Source organism: Aquirufa sp. (assembly GCF_044239315.1).
Lineage (GTDB): Bacteria > Bacteroidota > Bacteroidia > Cytophagales > Spirosomataceae > Aquirufa.
Genome location: NZ_JBIIBQ010000017.1, coordinates 40,766 through 57,139, shown reverse-complemented (window position 1 = coordinate 57,139; position 16,374 = coordinate 40,766). Strand labels below are relative to the sequence as shown.

The following is a 16,374-nucleotide window of genomic DNA, read 5'->3' as shown; positions in this document are numbered from 1 at the left end:
TGTTCACCTCTTCCCATCTCGAACAGAGAAGTTAAGCCCCGCACCGCTGATGATACTGGGATCAAACCCGGGAAAGTAAGTAAGCTCCAAGTTATTTAAAAACAACCGCCTCCTAACAGAGCGGTTTTTTTTTGCATAAAAGTAATCAGTAGTCAGTAATCAGTAGTCAGTAATCAGTAGTCAGTAAACAGGGAATAGAGTAGAGAGTATAGATAGGAACACCGGATACCGACTACCGGATACTGACTACCGGATACCGATTACTGATTACTGGATACCGATTACCGACTACTGGCTACTGTCGACCGATTATCAGCTTTATTCTTTGTGCTTTATGCTTTATGCTTTACTTTTACAGCATGACAATTCTCTACATCATTCTAGCCCTCGTAGCCGGTGCAGGCGCTACCTATCTCCTATTTCAAGGAAAATTAGCCCTTTTACAGAGCCAATTAGCTCAAGCAAGTCAAGACCAAACGAAACAAGCTAGTTTGGAGGCAGAAAATAGAGCCCTTTTTGGCAAATTATCCCAAATAGAAGGACAAAATGAGACCTTAAAATTAACGGTAGAAAGTCAAAAAGCGGACGAAGACAAACTCCGCAAAATGCTGGTGGATATCAGTAATGAATCGGTGCTGAGACAAGGAAAGATGTTAAGTGATCAACAGCAGGTGAAATTAAACGACGTTTTAAACCCGCTGAAGGAGAAATTAAAAGAATTTGAGGAGAAGGTTAACTTAGGCCAAAAAAACAGCCTAGAGCAAAGTACTGTGCTCATGGAGCAAATCAAGAATTTGACGAGCTTAAATCAGACCGTTACACAAAAAACAGAGGATTTAACGAATGCGCTCAAAGGTTCGAATAAATCGCAAGGAAACTGGGGAGAGATGATTTTGGAGCGCGTTTTAGAAAGCTCCGGATTGAAAAATGGGATGGAATACCAGACTCAATTTGTCACTAAAAACCAAGACCATGATACGATCAAACCTGATGCGGTGATCTTTTTACCAGACAATAAAAACTTAATCATTGATAGTAAGGTTTCCTTAGTGGCTTATGAGAGATACACAAGTGCTGAAGAAGGAACTGTGGAAAAAGAAATCGCTTTGAAAGCGCACATTGAATCCTTGAAAACACACATTAAGGAGCTTTCTTCCAAGGATTACCATACTGCTTTAGATTTGACTAGTCCTGATTTTACTTTGCTGTTTATCCCGATTGAATCGGGTTTTGTGGCAACTATCAGCCAAGATACGAGCTTATTTAACTATGCCTGGGACCGTAAAATTGTGTTAGTCTCCCCTTCTACCCTTTTGGCGACATTAAGAACCATCGCATCTGTTTGGAAAACTGAATACCAAACCAGAAATGCAATTGAAATTGCTCGTCAGGCTGGAGATTTGTATGACAAATTTGTGGGCTTCACTAAAGACATGGAAGATGTAGGAAAGCATATAAAAAGAGCCGAAGATTCCCATAACGATGCATTAAGCAAACTTAGCACCGGAAAAGGAAACTTGATCAATAGAGCTCAAAACCTACACAAACTAGGCATTAAATCCACCAAGAAATTAAATCAAGGATTGGTTCAGGATGAGGAGCTGGAGGTTGATGAAGAGTAAATAATGGTAAATGGTAAGCGGTAAATGGTGGATAAAATCATACTCTATAATCTCTACTCTCCTATTTAGCAACCTCCTTTAGCCACTCGTTTGTAAACCACCTTGCTGTCTTTTTCAAGGTAGTCGCCGTTAACAATTGGATAGGCATACTTAGGTGCTTTTGATACGAAACGGCTTCTGATGACAATTTTGTCGTTTACTTTTAGACTTTTTAATTGGGCTAATTCAGCTTTAGATAATTGACCTAGGGAAAGAATGTAGTCTTCACGATCAATCTTAACCATTAGACCATAACCTAATCTAGATCCCTCAGGAAGAGATAATGAGGTCACAATTCCCTGCATATTAGCGTTACTGCGAACAAATTTTCTGATTTTGGCTGCACCTGCATGTACTTTTTTACCTGCTGGAGATGCTTCCCAATTTTTGAATTGGATGCCATCCGGACTTGCTTCCCATTTCTTCAACGCGGCTTTATTTTCAGCAGTTGTTAAAGTTTTTGGGGTGGATTTTGCAGTCGTTTCACTTATCGAATCATAAGAAGTAATTAACAATCCGCTCGCTAAAACAAGTGATAACACAAAATTCGCTTTCATACATTTAAATTTTAAGAATTACTGACCACAGACTAGTGACTAGCGACTACTGACCAACGACAACTGTCTACTGACCACCGATTACTGACTACCGACTACTGTGTTATGCTTTCTTCAAAAACTCCGTCTTCAAAACCATCACCGATTTCTCCACTTTACCTTCAACCTCATCCGCATCGTCTGTTAGTCGAATGTTCTTTACCATCGTGCCGCGTTTGATCACGCTAGAAGAACCACGAACTTTTAAATCCTTAATAACAGTAACGGAATCGCCCTCTTTCAAAACAGCGCCATGGCTATCGCGAACGATTAATTCATCGTTTTTATCCATTGTATTCTTGTTTTTTGGTTAATTAATGAACGGCTGAATTATTTATTCCAGCTATTTTTGTTATTTCTAAATCCTAATAAGCGCTGCGCTAAGTCAGGACGTTTTAATTGTGTCAAGCGGTTGCGAATCCAATCCTTGTATTCTGCTTTGTACCAGAAGAAATACTTGTTTTGATTTTGCTTCTCTTCCCTCGTTTTAGCCGTTTTTACAGGCTGCAACGTGTATGGATGAACGCCTGAATAATAAATTACCTCAGCCACCGTCATCGGGGTAGGTGTAAAATCTTGCACCTGCTCTAAGTGAAATCCTAAGTCCTTTGTCTCTGCGGCTAAGTTTGCCATATCCTCTTCTTCACAACCAGGGTGAGAAGAGATGAAATACGGAATGAGGGGTTGTTTTAGGCCAAATTTGGCAGAAATCTCATCATACTTCTTCTTAAAGGCGTGAAAATACTTGAAAGAGGGCTTACGCATAACACGTAAAGTGGCATCAGAAGTATGCTCCGGAGCTACTTTCAAACGACCCGATACGTGGCGCGTTATTAATTGCTCCATGTATTCATCGTGATTTCCATCCTGATTATTCTTATTGAAATCATCTACTAAAAGATCATAGCGAACTCCTGACCCCACAAATGCCTTTTTAATGGCTGGATGGCTATCGACTTTGCGGTAAATATCCGTCAAAGGTTTATGCGATGTATCTAAGTTATTGCAAATCACCGGGTGTATACATGAAGGGCTAACACAGCGCGCACAAATCTCCTCGTCCTTCCCTTTCATGCGGTACATATTCGCAGATGGGCCACCTAAATCAGAAATGTATCCTTTAAAGTCGGGCGCCTTAGTGATCTGCTCGACCTCCTTCATGATTGATTTCTCACTTCTTGAGGCAATAAACTTGCCTTGGTGAGCCGAAATCGTACAGAAGCTACAACCTCCAAAACATCCGCGATGCATATTGACCGAGAATTTAATCATCTCAAAAGCGGGAATAGGTCCACGCTTTCTATATTTTGGATGTGGCAAACGGGTATATGGCAAATCAAAGGATTTGTCCATCTCCACCTCTTCCATCGTCTTGAATGGTGGATTAATGACTAGGACGTCCTCTCCTACTTTTTGGATGATTCGGTTCGCTTGCCACTTATTGGATTCAACTTCTACTATCTTAAAGTTAGCCGCGTATTTGATCTTGTCTTCTAAACAAACTTCATGGCTCGCTAATTCAACCGTTTCCCAGTCGCAAGTTGGTGCTGTTTTTCCTAAGAATGCTACTTGATTAATATGGGTCAAATCCCCTAATTTCTTTCCTTCCTTCACCCCTCGCATAATTTCGCGCAAAGGCTGCTCCCCCATCCCATAAACGAGCATATCTGCTCCAGAATCCACTAGAATGGAAGGGAATAATTTATCTGCCCAGTAATCGTAGTGTGTAACGCGGCGCAAAGAGGCCTCGATACCGCCGATTAAAACGGGAACATCTGGGTATATTTCTTTTAAAATTTTCGTGTAAACGGTGGTCGCATAATCGGGTCTGAAACCTGCTTCTCCACCTGGTGTATAAGAATCATTCGAACGAATGCGCTTATTCGCTGTGTAATGATTCACCATGGAATCCATACAACCGGCAGTAACTCCAAAGAAATACTTGGGCTTACCTAGTTTTTTGAAATCACGTAAATCGTCTTTCCAGTTAGGTTGTGCAACAATGCCCACCTTCAAACCTTCACTTTCCATGATGCGACCGATGACCGCCGTACCAAATGCCGGGTGATCCACATAGGCATCACCTGAAATTAAAATCACGTCTAGTTCATCCCAGCCACGTTTTTCTACCTCTTTTTTCGTGAGGGGCAGCCAGTCGGTTATCGGTCTTTCTTCCATAAAGCAAAATTAACGGAATTTAGGGGCTAAACCTATTGCACATCCTGCCAAAAATCAGGAAGCAATTCACATTTTTTTAGTAAATTCGTTCAAAGAGAAGAATCAAACCTATTTTAAATTGACTACCGCCGAATTAATCTTTCAATCCATCACATCCCTAGCTAATCCAACAGAGTTAGCCTGGATAGAGGAAAAAAGAGAAGCTGATGCAAAAAGCTTGGCTTTGGCCTTTGTTATGGTGCCGCGGAAGGTATCTAAAAATCCTATTAATAAAGATCTGGGATTATTAGCAGGGTGGAATTGGCAACACGGAACAGTAGATCAACTCATTCGCGTTTATTTCTTAATTCATTTAGCAGAAAAAGAAGACGGGAAATCTCGGATCGAGACCCTATTCGATACAGCCGAGATGAATGAATTAGTTGCACTTTATCGTGCACTACCTGCGTTAAGCAAACCTGAAATGTGGTTACATCGTGCCACGGATGCGGTAAGGTCGAATATGGGACCGGTGTTTGATGCGATTGCTTTCGGTAATCCGTATCCCAAAACCTATTTCAGCGAATTAGCCTGGAATCAATTAGTACTAAAATGTATCTTTAATGACAAGCCCATACACCTAATTGAAGGATTGGATGAGCGGGCTAATCAAGCTCTGGCAGATACCTTAGCAGATTTTGCGCAGGAGAGATGGTCAGCTGGAAGGCGAGTACCTTCACAGGTTTGGCGATTAATCCGTGAATTTGATACAAAAACAAAAAAACAAGACCTCGAAAGACTAGCAGCAAGCCAGGATCCAAACGATCAAAAAGCAGCCCAATTAGTCCTAAACAATAGCCCTCTAGAAGCCTGGAAGGTGTTAGAAAAAGAAGAAACAGCCTATTAATATGTGCCAAAACCCAAACGAACATAAATTAAATCCATCGCATTTCGAAGGATCCTCTGAAGAAAAACAGACTGCTCAAGAAGTGGAGGGCGGCTTTGCAGCCTACACGCAAGGGATGAAGTTTTTCGATCCACACTTGCACATGACTTCACGCACGACGGATGATTACCAAGCCTTGGCTGATGCAGGTGTGGTGGCTATCATTGAGCCGGCTTTTTGGCTAGGACAACCACGTACGGGATTAGCGTCGTTTAAGGATTATTTTGCGAGTTTAGTGGGTTGGGAACGTTTTAGATCGTCTCAGTTTGGCATAAAGCATTATTGTACGATCGGGTTGAACTCTAGAGAAGCAAATAATGAAGCACTAGCGGAGGAAGTGATGGACATTCTACCCCTTTTCCTTCAAAAAGAAGGCGTGGTGGGTGTCGGTGAAATTGGTTTTGATGACCAAACAGCTGCCGAAGAAAAATACTACCGGGCGCAACTTGAATTAGCGAAAGAGATGAATTTACCGGTTCAAGTACATACGCCACATAGAGATAAGAAAAAGGGAACAGAGCGCAGTATGGCCATCGCTTTAGAACATGGCTTAGCGCCTCATATGGTAGTGATTGATCACAATAATGAGGAAACTGTGAAGTCGGTTTTGGACCAAGGTTTTTATGCCGCTTTCACCATTTATCCCTTTACAAAAATGGGAAATGAGCGGATGGTGGAGATTGTAAAGCAATATGGTTCGGAGCGAATTATGGTTAATTCCGCCGCGGATTGGGGTATTTCAGATCCCTTAGCGATTCCTAAGACAGCTGCCTTGATGAAAATTAAGGGAATTTCAGAGGAAGATATTCAGAAGGTAACCTACCAAAACGCCTTGGATTCCTTCGCCCAAAGCGGACAAATCAACGAAGCCGATTTCATTCATGGTCTAGAAATAGATCAATCTTTGAAGTTCAATGGTAACACGGTTCTCCGAGGTGGCCAGGCTCCACGAGTTGATAAAAACTCCATTTTCATCCGCTAATGAGTAAATTAAGAGCTTTTGCTGAATTAACGCGACCTGCTAATGTTGTGACCGCCTTATCCGACATCATGGCGGGCTTAGCGATTGTGGGATTTACTTTTGGTAGTTTAGATTACCAATTCTACCCTGCCCTATTTTTAGGACTTTCCAGCATGTGCCTCTATGCAGGAGGTGTGGTATTCAATGACATTTTTGATCACGAATTAGATTCAACGGAAAGGCCAGAAAGAGCCTTGCCGAGTGGGAGAATTAAACGTTCTGAGGCCGTAACAGGTGGGATTTTATTGCTGGCGGCAGGTATTTTCCTCGCATTCTGGCAAAGCCGCTTGAGTGGATTTGTGGCGATTTTTATCACACTTTTAGCCTTATTTTATGATTGGAAGGGAAAGCACATGCGGATTTTTGGCCCAATCAACATGGGTTTATGTCGTGCCTACAATTTGCTATTAGGGATGAGTGTGTACGAATTAGGTGTTTTAGAGCATTTTTCCGTCATCCTAATTCCACTGATTTACATTGCTGCAATTACCTTAGTGAGTCGCGGTGAAGTACATGGTGGCAAGGCCACTACCCTCTATTTTGCTGGATTCTTGTTTTTAATTGTCCATGCCTCCCAACTTTATTTTGCAGAAAAAATTGAATTTGCGCTCGTTTTTGTGCTAGCCCACTTTATCCTGATTTTCAGAAAACTAGGTGTTGCAATTAAGAATCCGATAGGTAAAAACATTGGATTAACAGTAAAAACGGGGGTTTTGACACTTATATTAATGAATGCCGCTTGGGTCGCATCAAGTGGACAATGGATTATGGCCCTCTTTGTTTTAGCCTTATTACCCGTATCTTTGGGTTTAGCTAAGAAATTCGCCGTTACGTAAACCTATGCAATCCTTAAAACAACATTTTCAAGTACCGTATTCCTACGAAGTATTCTTCACAGAGCGTCTGTTTGCGGCCGAAAATCGCGTTTTTGCGGATTTCATACAAAACTACGGCAACCCCACTTTTCGCAAGAAAATACTTTTCGTAATAGATAAAGGGGTAACCGATATTCAAACAAAGTTAACAGCAGAAATTGTAGCTTATTTTCAAACTCATTCAACAGCTGATTTAGCCCCAGAAATCTTAGTATTACCCGGAGGTGAGGTCTGTAAAAATGACCCCCGTTTTTACGAAGAAGTGATCAGGGCTTTAGATGAGCACGGCATTGATCGCCATTCGTTTGTGGCGTGCATTGGTGGTGGTGCCTTCTTAGACATGGCAGGATATGCAGCAGCGATTTCCCACAGAGGCGTTAAATTCATCCGAATTCCTACGACTGTCTTGTCTCAAAACGATTCAGGTGTGGGAGTTAAAAACAGTGTCAACTATTTAGGCAAAAAGAACTTCCTAGGGACTTTTGCCCCTCCAGTGGCTGTATTTAATGATTACATTTTCCTTGAAAGCTTAGGGGATCGCGATTGGCGTTCTGGGATTGCTGAAGCGGTGAAAGTGTCCCTCATCAAAGACATCAGCTTCTTTAGCTGGCTAGAATCAACTGCCGAAGCGATGAATAATCGCGACAAGACAGTAATGGTAGAACAGATTTACCGCTGTGCCTCGCTGCACATGCAGCATATCGCAAGTGGTGATCCTTTCGAGCAAGGTTCGGCAAGACCCTTGGACTTTGGGCATTGGGCGGCGCATAAATTAGAATACTTAAGTGATTTCAAAATCCGTCACGGCGAAGCGGTGGCAATTGGTATTGCCTTAGATAGCGTTTATTCACACCTAATGGGTTATTTAACGAAAGAAGAGGTAGACCGCATTTTAGATTTATTACAAAAATTAGGTTTTGCTATTTTCCACCCGGCTTTGGCAGAAAACGATAAAGTAAACTTAACGAACGGACTGAACGAGTTTAGAGAGCATTTAGGTGGTCAATTAACCATCACTTTACTCGAAAAACTAGGCAAGGGAGTCGAGGTGCATGAAATGGATTTCGATATGATCAAAAAATCAGTCGATTATTTAGCCCAATTCGCCTAATATGAAAACGCCCTCCGGACATCTGAGTTATTGTAGTAATATCCATACCGGGGAGATTTGGTCTGAGCATTTTGCGCAATTAAAAGCGCATGTTCCTGCAGTCAAAGCACAGGTTTCACCTGACGAGAAGATGGGTTTAGGTCTGCGATTTGCAAATCAAGCGAGTATTGATTTGCAAGATTCGGTACAATTAAAGGCCTTGCAATCCTGGCTAAAAAAACAAAACCTTTACGTTTTTACACTCAATGGCTTCCCATACGGCGGATTTCACAATACAATCGTTAAAGACCAAGTACACGCACCCGATTGGACGACGACGGACCGCAGAGATTATACGATACGCTTAGCCCATATTTTAGCTCAGCTTTTAGAGGAAAATGAAGGGGGTATTTCCACTTCCCCACTCTCCTATCGCTACTGGTTTAAATCGGAGAAAGAACGGGAAGACGCCATGCTAAAATCAACTCAGCATTTGCTGGAGGTAGTGGAGGTTTTGGACCAAATCGCCCAAAATACAGGTAAAGTAATTCATATAGACATAGAACCAGAACCGGATGGTTTGCTGAGCAATCATACAGATTTCGTTCACTGGTACGAGGAGGTATTATTGCCTTTAGGAGATGCTTCACTCATCCGCAAACATGTACAATTGTGTTTTGACATTTGCCATTATGGGGTGAGTTTTGATGATCCTGAGGCTAGTATAGCAGAATTAAAGTCAAAAAACATTCCGGTGGGCAAGATTCAAATCAGTTCTGCACTGCGCATCGATCTTCGAAATCAAGAAGAGGCGAAAATAGACGAATTAAAGAAATACCGTGAACCCGTTTATTTGCATCAGGTCAAAGCCTTGCGCAAAAACGGCACCTACGAAGAATTCAAAGACTTGGATGAGGCTTTCGAAGCCTATCAACCGGAGACCTACGACGAATGGCGGGTACATTTTCATGTACCCTTGTTTTTAGAAAACTACGGGCTTTTAGGCTCGACCCAAAAAGAAATTAGAGAGACTCTTTCCATTCAGAAAGAAAATCCATTTACCAACCATTTGGAAATCGAAACCTATACCTGGGGAGTGTTGCCAGCCGCATTTCAAGTACCCATCGCGGATTCTATTAGCCGCGAAATCAAAACGATTCAAGATCTGTTAGGCTCATGAAAAAAACCGCTGTTATCGATGTGGTGGGACTCAGCGAAAGCGTAATTTCAGCTGAATACACGCCTTTTTTGTATGCCTATATCCAAAAGAAGCGGATTCAAAAAATCCAGCCTCCATTTCCAGCTGTAACGACGACATCCCAAAGTGTGTATGTTACAGGGAAAAATCCTTCTGAACACGGCATCGTGGGAAATGGATGGTATGATAAAACGGATTCGGAAGTGAAGTTTTGGAAGCAATCTAATCCCTTAGTAGGTGCTGAAAAAATCTGGGAGGCTGCAAAGAAAAAAGATCCAAATTTCACCTGTGCCAAAATGTTTTGGTGGTACAACATGTACTCTAGTGCGGATTATTCCGTTACTCCTCGTCCCCAATACCATTCAGACGGCGTTAAGGCTCCTGATTGTTACTCGCATCCAGCCGAATTAAGAGATGAATTACAAGCTAAATTAGGCACATTCCCCTTGTTTAACTTTTGGGGGCCTAATGCGAATATTAAGTCCACCCAATGGATTGCGGATGCGTCCATCTTTGTGGATGAGAAATACGATCCCACTTTGAACTTAATCTATTTGCCGCATTTAGATTATTGTCTACAGAAATTCGGAGTAGATTTGCCGGCGATTGCGAAAGAATTGAAAGAAATCGATCAAGTTCTGAAGCAATTAATCACCCATTTTGAATCGAAAAATTCGGAGATTATTTTACTTTCTGAATATGGAATAAATGACGTAAATACGCCTATTCACTTGAATCGTATATTGCGAGAGGCTGGTAAGATAGCGATAAGGGAAGAACAAGGATTGGAATTATTAGATCCAGGGGCAAGTGAGGCTTTTGCTGTTTCTGATCACCAGATTGCTCATATCTATTGTAAGAACGTAAAAGAGATCAAGGCGCTATTCGAAAAGGTGCCTGGCATTGCGAAAGTGCTAAGCGGAAAAGAATTAGAGGAGTACCAAATAGCCCACGAACGCTGTGGTGATATCGTTTTGGTCGCAGATTCTGACAAATGGTTTACCTACTATTATTGGTTAGATGACGCAAAGGCGCCAGACTTCGCACGCTGTGTGGATATCTTCAAAAAGCCAGGTTATGACCCTGTCGAAATGTTTATGGATCCTAAAAATCCGCTTATAAAGCTCAGAGCGGCCTATAAATTAGCTCGAAAGCTGTTAGGATTCCGCTACCGAATGGACGTGATTCCACTCGATGCAAGTCTTGTGAAGGGTTCCCACGGAAGTCCGTTCTGCGATGAAGCGTATTATCCAGTTTTTATTTCGTCGCAAAATATCACTGATCAGATACCAGCAACTCAAGTATATCAATATATTTGGGAAACTATTTTCCCCAAATAAAATGAAAAAGATCAGCACAATTTTAGCCTTCGTGGTAGCCATGATGGCATTCAGCACAAACATCCATGCGCAAGGAATGGATCCACAAGTTATGATTCAACGTCAAGTAGAACGCATGACGACTGAATTAAGTTTATCAAAAGATCAAGTAGCTAAAATTGAACCTCTGATCGAAGCTCGCATGAACAAGATGATGGAATTACGTCAGCAAGGAATGGAGAGAGAAGAAATGATGGCTGAGATGAAAAAAATCAACGATGCGCAAGCGGAACAATTTAAAGCGATTTTAACGCCAGAGCAATTAGAGAAATACAAAACGATGCAGAATCAAACGCGTCAAGGTGGGCCGCCAAGAAATTAAAAACTTTGAGAGTATTCATAATTATAGGACTTTTCATTTCTTATACTAGCTTTTCTCAAACCCAAAACATTAGAGGTAGGCTGTTGGATAAACATATCCAACAGCCTATTTTTTTTGCAGATATTTATCTTTCACCAGGCAACCAAGTCGTTAAATCTGACTCCTTAGGCTACTTTGCCTTTCCAAAACTTCCCTTAAATAGTTACCAAATACGAGTTAGAGCCTTGGGTTACGAAGAATTTAGTATTCCGAAGATTGAACTCATAGCTGGAAAAGAAAGCTATTTAGCCATCGAAATGGAAGAAAAACCGATCTTTTTGCAAGAAGTACGCATTCAAGCAGAGAAGTCAAAAGAGGTCGCCAAAAACGAATTTACCTTAGTAAGTGCTCGACAATTCAGCCTTTTAGAAGCCCAACGCTATGCCGGTGGATTTCAAGATCCTGCAAGAATGGCCCTAAATTTTGCGGGCGTCACAAACGCTGGTTCAGATCAAAATAATGAGATCATTATTCGAGGCAATTCACCCAAAGGATTATTGTGGCGAATGGAAGGAATTGAAATTCCTAATCCTAACCATTTTGGTGATGGACAAGGATCAACAAGTGGCATCATTTCCATGATTAACTCTACCAGTTTAGCGAATTCTGACTTTATGTCAGGCGCCTTCCCGGCTGAATATGGGAATGCCTCCTCCGGTGTCTTTGATTTGAGCTTACGAAGGGGAAATAACCAAAAGAGAGAATGGATGACTACGCTTTCCGTTGTCGGATTAGACGTAGCTGGAGAAGGACCATTAGGGAACAAAGGGGGGTCCTATCGAGTTGGTTTGCGGTATTCTACTTTGGAAATATTACTTAAATCAGGTTTGGTTAATATCAATACCGGGAATTTCAAACCCGCCTATCGAGATTTAAATTATTTATTTGAATTACCAACAAAAAAATCAGGCACCTTCACCTTATGGGGCATCGCAGGGGCTAATAATACAGAAGATATAAAAACAACTACGAGTGATTTTACAAATAGTCAGGTAGTTGTAGGTGGATTATCACATAAACTACCGGTTAAGAGTGGACATATTAAAACGGTTTTGGCCTACATGACAGAATCCACCGAAATTATTCAGGAGACGAGGTCAGTAACGACGCGAGAGCAAACTTACCAGTACCCCACCTGGCGTCTCAATTCCTATTATTTACATCGATTTAACTCCACCGCACAACTTAAAATAGGGGTTAATATGAGTCAATTAGGGTATAATCTGTACGAATTCCGTAATAAATTAATTTACTTAAACGATAAAGACAAAACGTATTATTGGCAACAATATATTCAATTTCATAAAAAATGGACCTCGCAATTGAGCATGACGGCTGGGATTCACCGCTATGAATTTGAACTAAACAAGGCCCAAGGATGGGAACCTCGCATGTCTGTTTTATGGGAAACTAAATCAGGGGGACGCCTTGGACTCGGCTTAGGTGTACATTCCCGATTAGATCCTCTCTCCTTGTATTTCTATAAAAGGTATACAGGTTCTACCTCTAGGCTACCTAATATGAATATAAAGCCTGCCATATCGCTTCACCAAGTGATTTCATATGATCAAAGAATAGGGGAAAATACACGCCTTAAACTTGAAGCTTATGTACAGAATATCAGTCAAGCGCCCGTGGACTCGAATAGAAATAGCCCTTTTTCACTCTTAAATTATAGTTCTGGAATTCCTACTCAAGTATTAGAAAATAGCGGAATAGGGGAAAACAAGGGTATTGAATTAACACTGGAGCGGTTTTTAAGTAATGATTTTTACTATTTAATTACTGCCTCAGTATTTGACACTAAATACCAGGCGAAAAAAAACGTTTGGTACAATACGCAATTCAACAATAACTATGCGGCAAATGTATTAGTGGGAAAAGATTTTCGCCAAAAATTTTCGGTGAATTTGAGGTATTTAATCAGAGGAGGTAATCGGTATACGCCCATTAATTTATCGGAATCCATCAAAAGAAATACGACCGTATTAACTTCTAGTCAAATAATGCAAGCGCAATATCCTACCTTCCAAAGACTAGATCTGTCAATTGCGTATAAACTGAACCGGGCAAAACATACTTGGACCATCAGAGCTGACCTCCAAAATATCTTAGACATCGATAATGTCATTGAAGAAAGATATGACTCAAATGCAAAAGCGCTTACCTACCGGTATGCGCTTCCACTGATCCCTATTCTAAGTACAAGAGTCGATTTCTAACTATTTTCCTAAAACGATATTCACTATTCGCTTCGGAACTACAATCACCTTCGACGGCGTCTTGCCCTCTAAATGCTTTGTCACTTGATCATTCGACAAAACGGCTGCCTCGATTTCCGCTGGCGTTGCTGTTACTGGAAATGCAAGCGTCAATTTCACCTTCCCATTAAAAGAGATAGGGTAATTGAAATCATTTTCCTCTAAGAAAGCAGCATTAAATACCGGGAATTTAGCGGATGAAATGCTTCCAGCTTCCTCACCTAAGGCAACCCATAATTCTTCTGAAATGTGCGGTGCATAAGGTGACAATAAGATAACTAATTCGCGTAGAACGGACTTCTTGGAGCATTTTAAAGCACCTAAATCGTTCACGCAAATCATTAAGGTTGAAACCACCGTGTTAAACGAGAAGCGATCTAAATCATCTTGTACTTTGCGAATCGCTGTGTGCAATACTTTTAATTCTTCTGGAGTTGCGGGCGCATCCACCACTTTCGAGGTATTCGCTTGATCGTCAAAGAATAAACGCCACACCTTGCGCAAGAAATTATGTGATCCAGAGATACTATTCGTATTCCATGGCTTAAATTGTTCTAATGGCCCTAAGAACATTTCATAGACACGAAGGGTGTCTGCGCCGTATTTAGCAATTAAATCATCCGGATTCACGACGTTAAACTTCGACTTCGACATCTTCTCCACTTCCCAACCGCACACATATTTACCCTGCTCTAAGATGAATTCTGCGTCTGCAGGAACATCGTTACGGGATTTTTTGAAGGCTTCCAGATCTAACACATCGTTTTCTACGATATTCACATCCACGTGCAGCGCAGCCACATCATATTGATCTTTCAAGCCGTGGGAAACAAAAGTGACTTTAGCTGAATCCTTTAGGCGATAAACGAAGTTCGAACGACCTTGAATCATCCCTTGGTTGATCAATTTCTTCGCAAATTCCTCTTCTGGCACATAGCCTAAATCTTTTAAGAATTTGTTCCAAAAACGAGAATACAACAAGTGACCCGTTGCATGCTCCGATCCACCGATATATAAATCAACGGCTTTCCAGTAGTTAATCGCCTCTTTCGAAGCGAATTCTCCCTCATTCAAGGCATCCATGTAGCGGTACCAATACCAAGAAGAACCCGCCCAACCAGGCATCGTCGACCATTCGTAATCGTATTGCCCTTGGTACTTCCATTCCGCAGCAGCACGACCCAAAGGTGGCTCGCCTGTCTCAGTAGGCAGGTATTTATCGATTTTAGGTAGTTCCAATGGCAATTCTGATTCTTCAATCAAATAAGGCAATAATTCGCCATTTACTGCTGTTTTGAAGTAAACCGGAACCGGTTCTCCCCAATAACGCTGACGGCTAAATACGGCATTGCGCATTCTGTACTGCACTTTCCCTTTGCCTATCCCCTGCTCTTCTAACCAGGCGATTAACGTATTCGTGGCTTCCTTATAACCCATACCATTAATCATTCCTGAATTAATGTATTTACCTTCTTTCGTGTTATCGGCTTGAATATCGATGTCTTTTTGAGCATCTAAAATAGATGGAATCGGCAAATCAAAATGCTTCGCAAAGTTCCAGTCACGCTGATCGCCTGATGGTACCCCCATCACCGCACCCGTTCCGTAACCGGCTAACACATAGTCAGCTAAGAATAAAGGAACGCGCTCTTGGTTCACAGGGTTGATCACGTATGTGCCTGTGAAAACACCTGAAACGGTTTTCACTTCGGAGACGCGGTCCAGTTCTGAACGAGTTTTGGCCCAATTCACATATTCCTCCACCGCTTCTTTCTGAACTGGTGTCGTCAATTCCTCCACCCACTCATGCTCCGGAGCTAACACCATAAAGGAAACACCATAAATGGTGTCCACGCGCGTCGTAAATACTTTTATTTTCTTATCAGAGACGTTTTCAATGGCAAATTCCACATCCGTTCCGATTGATTTCCCGATCCAGTTACGCTGTTGTTCCTTTAAAGAATCAGCCCAATCTACCTCGTCCAAACCACGCAATAAACGATCTGCATAGGCCGTAATGCGCATCGACCACTGACGCATTTTCTTTTGCTCGACAGGATAACCGCCACGCTCTGAAACGCCATCTTTCACTTCATCATTCGCCAAAACTGTTCCTAATTGAGGGCACCAGTTAACGACTGAATCATCTAAATAGGCTAAACGAAAGCTCAATAAATAAGCATATTGCTCGTCCGCAGACATCGCATTCCATTCAGATGCTGAAATTCGCTGAACATCTTCATCGCAAACGGCTTTTAAGCCGATGGAACCTTTGGCCCCTAAAATAGTCTTCAACGTCTCAATAGACTCCGCTTTATCTGTTTCCTGGTTATACCATGAATTAAATAATTGCATAAAAATCCACTGCGTCCACTTATAATACGACGCATCAGAGGTTCTGACTTCCCTCGACCAATCGAAGGAAAAGCCCATATTCTTTAATTGCTCAATGTAGCGCGTGATATTTTGTTCCGTCGTAATCGCCGGGTGCTGACCCGTTTGAATCGCATATTGCTCCGCAGGAAGTCCAAAAGAGTCGAAACCCATCGGATGCAACACCTCATAACCCTGCAGACGCTTGTAACGCGCAATAATATCAGAGGCAATATAACCTAGCGGATGACCCACGTGTAAGCCTGCACCTGAAGGATAAGGAAACATGTCTAAGACATAATATTTCGGCTTTGCCGGATTCACCTGAGCCTGGAAAGTTTTATTGGTTTCCCAAAAGCCTTGCCACGCATTCTCGATCTCTCTGAACTGATACTCTGTACGCATAAAATGTTTTTATTGTAAAAGGAGATGCAAATTACGCCTTTTTTGTGAAAA

The 16,374-nt window shown here is 41.7% G+C and carries 13 protein-coding genes and 1 rRNA gene; 10 read left to right on the top strand and 4 right to left on the bottom strand.

Features of this window, described 5'->3' with window-relative positions; genetic code table 11:
* Both rrf and ACILP5_RS07720 read left to right on the top strand, forming a co-directional pair.
* A 5S ribosomal RNA gene (gene rrf, locus ACILP5_RS07725) occupies window positions 1-92 on the top strand; the annotation flags it as partial.
* 267 nt (window positions 93-359) lie between these two features.
* Entirely contained in the window at window positions 360-1,622 is a 1,263-nt protein-coding gene (locus ACILP5_RS07720) for a DNA recombination protein RmuC (RefSeq protein WP_395618083.1), read from the top strand.
* Between the two features lie 65 nt (window positions 1,623-1,687).
* Here ACILP5_RS07720 and ACILP5_RS07715 read toward each other — a convergent pair whose 3' ends face one another.
* From ACILP5_RS07715 to ACILP5_RS07705, 3 genes are all read right to left on the bottom strand, one after another.
* On the bottom strand, window positions 1,688-2,218 hold the full coding sequence (locus tag ACILP5_RS07715) for a hypothetical protein (RefSeq protein WP_395618082.1): 531 nt from the start codon (window positions 2,216-2,218) through the stop codon (window positions 1,688-1,690).
* 103 nt (window positions 2,219-2,321) lie between these two features.
* Window positions 2,322-2,549 (bottom strand): zinc ribbon domain-containing protein YjdM, encoded by a 228-nt coding sequence (locus ACILP5_RS07710; RefSeq protein ID WP_395618081.1) that lies wholly within the window; start codon window positions 2,547-2,549, stop codon window positions 2,322-2,324.
* A gap of 38 nt (window positions 2,550-2,587) precedes the next feature.
* A complete protein-coding gene (locus ACILP5_RS07705) occupies window positions 2,588-4,435 on the bottom strand; it encodes a YgiQ family radical SAM protein (protein ID WP_395618080.1) in 1,848 nt (615 codons plus the stop codon).
* 118 nt (window positions 4,436-4,553) lie between these two features.
* Here ACILP5_RS07705 and ACILP5_RS07700 point away from each other — a divergent pair, with 118 nt between their 5' ends.
* The 8 genes from ACILP5_RS07700 to ACILP5_RS07665 are packed head-to-tail and all read left to right on the top strand — an operon-like array spanning window position 4,554 to window position 13,506.
* Window positions 4,554-5,321, top strand: a complete 768-nt coding sequence (locus ACILP5_RS07700; protein WP_395618079.1) for an EboA domain-containing protein — start codon at window positions 4,554-4,556, stop codon at window positions 5,319-5,321.
* A 1-nt stretch (window position 5,322) separates the two neighbouring features.
* Window positions 5,323-6,342, top strand: coding sequence for a TatD family hydrolase (locus ACILP5_RS07695; RefSeq protein ID WP_395618078.1), 1,020 nt, complete (start codon window positions 5,323-5,325; stop codon window positions 6,340-6,342).
* Window positions 6,342-7,217, top strand: a complete 876-nt coding sequence (gene eboC, locus ACILP5_RS07690) for a UbiA-like protein EboC (RefSeq protein ID WP_395618077.1) — start codon at window positions 6,342-6,344, stop codon at window positions 7,215-7,217. The genes ACILP5_RS07695 and eboC overlap by 1 nt, the downstream gene beginning before the upstream one ends.
* Before the next feature lie 4 nt (window positions 7,218-7,221).
* Window positions 7,222-8,367, top strand: coding sequence for a 3-dehydroquinate synthase (locus ACILP5_RS07685; protein ID WP_395618076.1), 1,146 nt, complete (start codon window positions 7,222-7,224; stop codon window positions 8,365-8,367).
* Window position 8,368: 1 nt separating this feature from the next.
* Window positions 8,369-9,526: a metabolite traffic protein EboE gene (gene eboE, locus ACILP5_RS07680; RefSeq protein ID WP_395618075.1), complete on the top strand. Its 1,158-nt coding sequence runs from the start codon at window positions 8,369-8,371 to the stop codon at window positions 9,524-9,526.
* Window positions 9,523-10,884, top strand: coding sequence for an alkaline phosphatase family protein (locus ACILP5_RS07675; protein ID WP_395618074.1), 1,362 nt, complete (start codon window positions 9,523-9,525; stop codon window positions 10,882-10,884). Before eboE ends, ACILP5_RS07675 begins: the two co-directional genes overlap by 4 nt.
* 1 nt (window position 10,885) lies before the next feature.
* Entirely contained in the window at window positions 10,886-11,245 is a 360-nt protein-coding gene (locus ACILP5_RS07670) for a hypothetical protein (protein ID WP_395618073.1), read from the top strand.
* 5 nt (window positions 11,246-11,250) lie between these two features.
* A complete protein-coding gene (locus tag ACILP5_RS07665; protein ID WP_395618072.1) occupies window positions 11,251-13,506 on the top strand; it encodes a carboxypeptidase regulatory-like domain-containing protein in 2,256 nt (751 codons plus the stop codon).
* On the opposite strand, the gene leuS is transcribed toward ACILP5_RS07665, so the two are convergent.
* Window positions 13,507-16,323 (bottom strand): leucine--tRNA ligase, encoded by a 2,817-nt coding sequence (gene leuS, locus ACILP5_RS07660; protein ID WP_395618071.1) that lies wholly within the window; start codon window positions 16,321-16,323, stop codon window positions 13,507-13,509.
* Window positions 16,324-16,374: the final 51 nt, after the last annotated feature.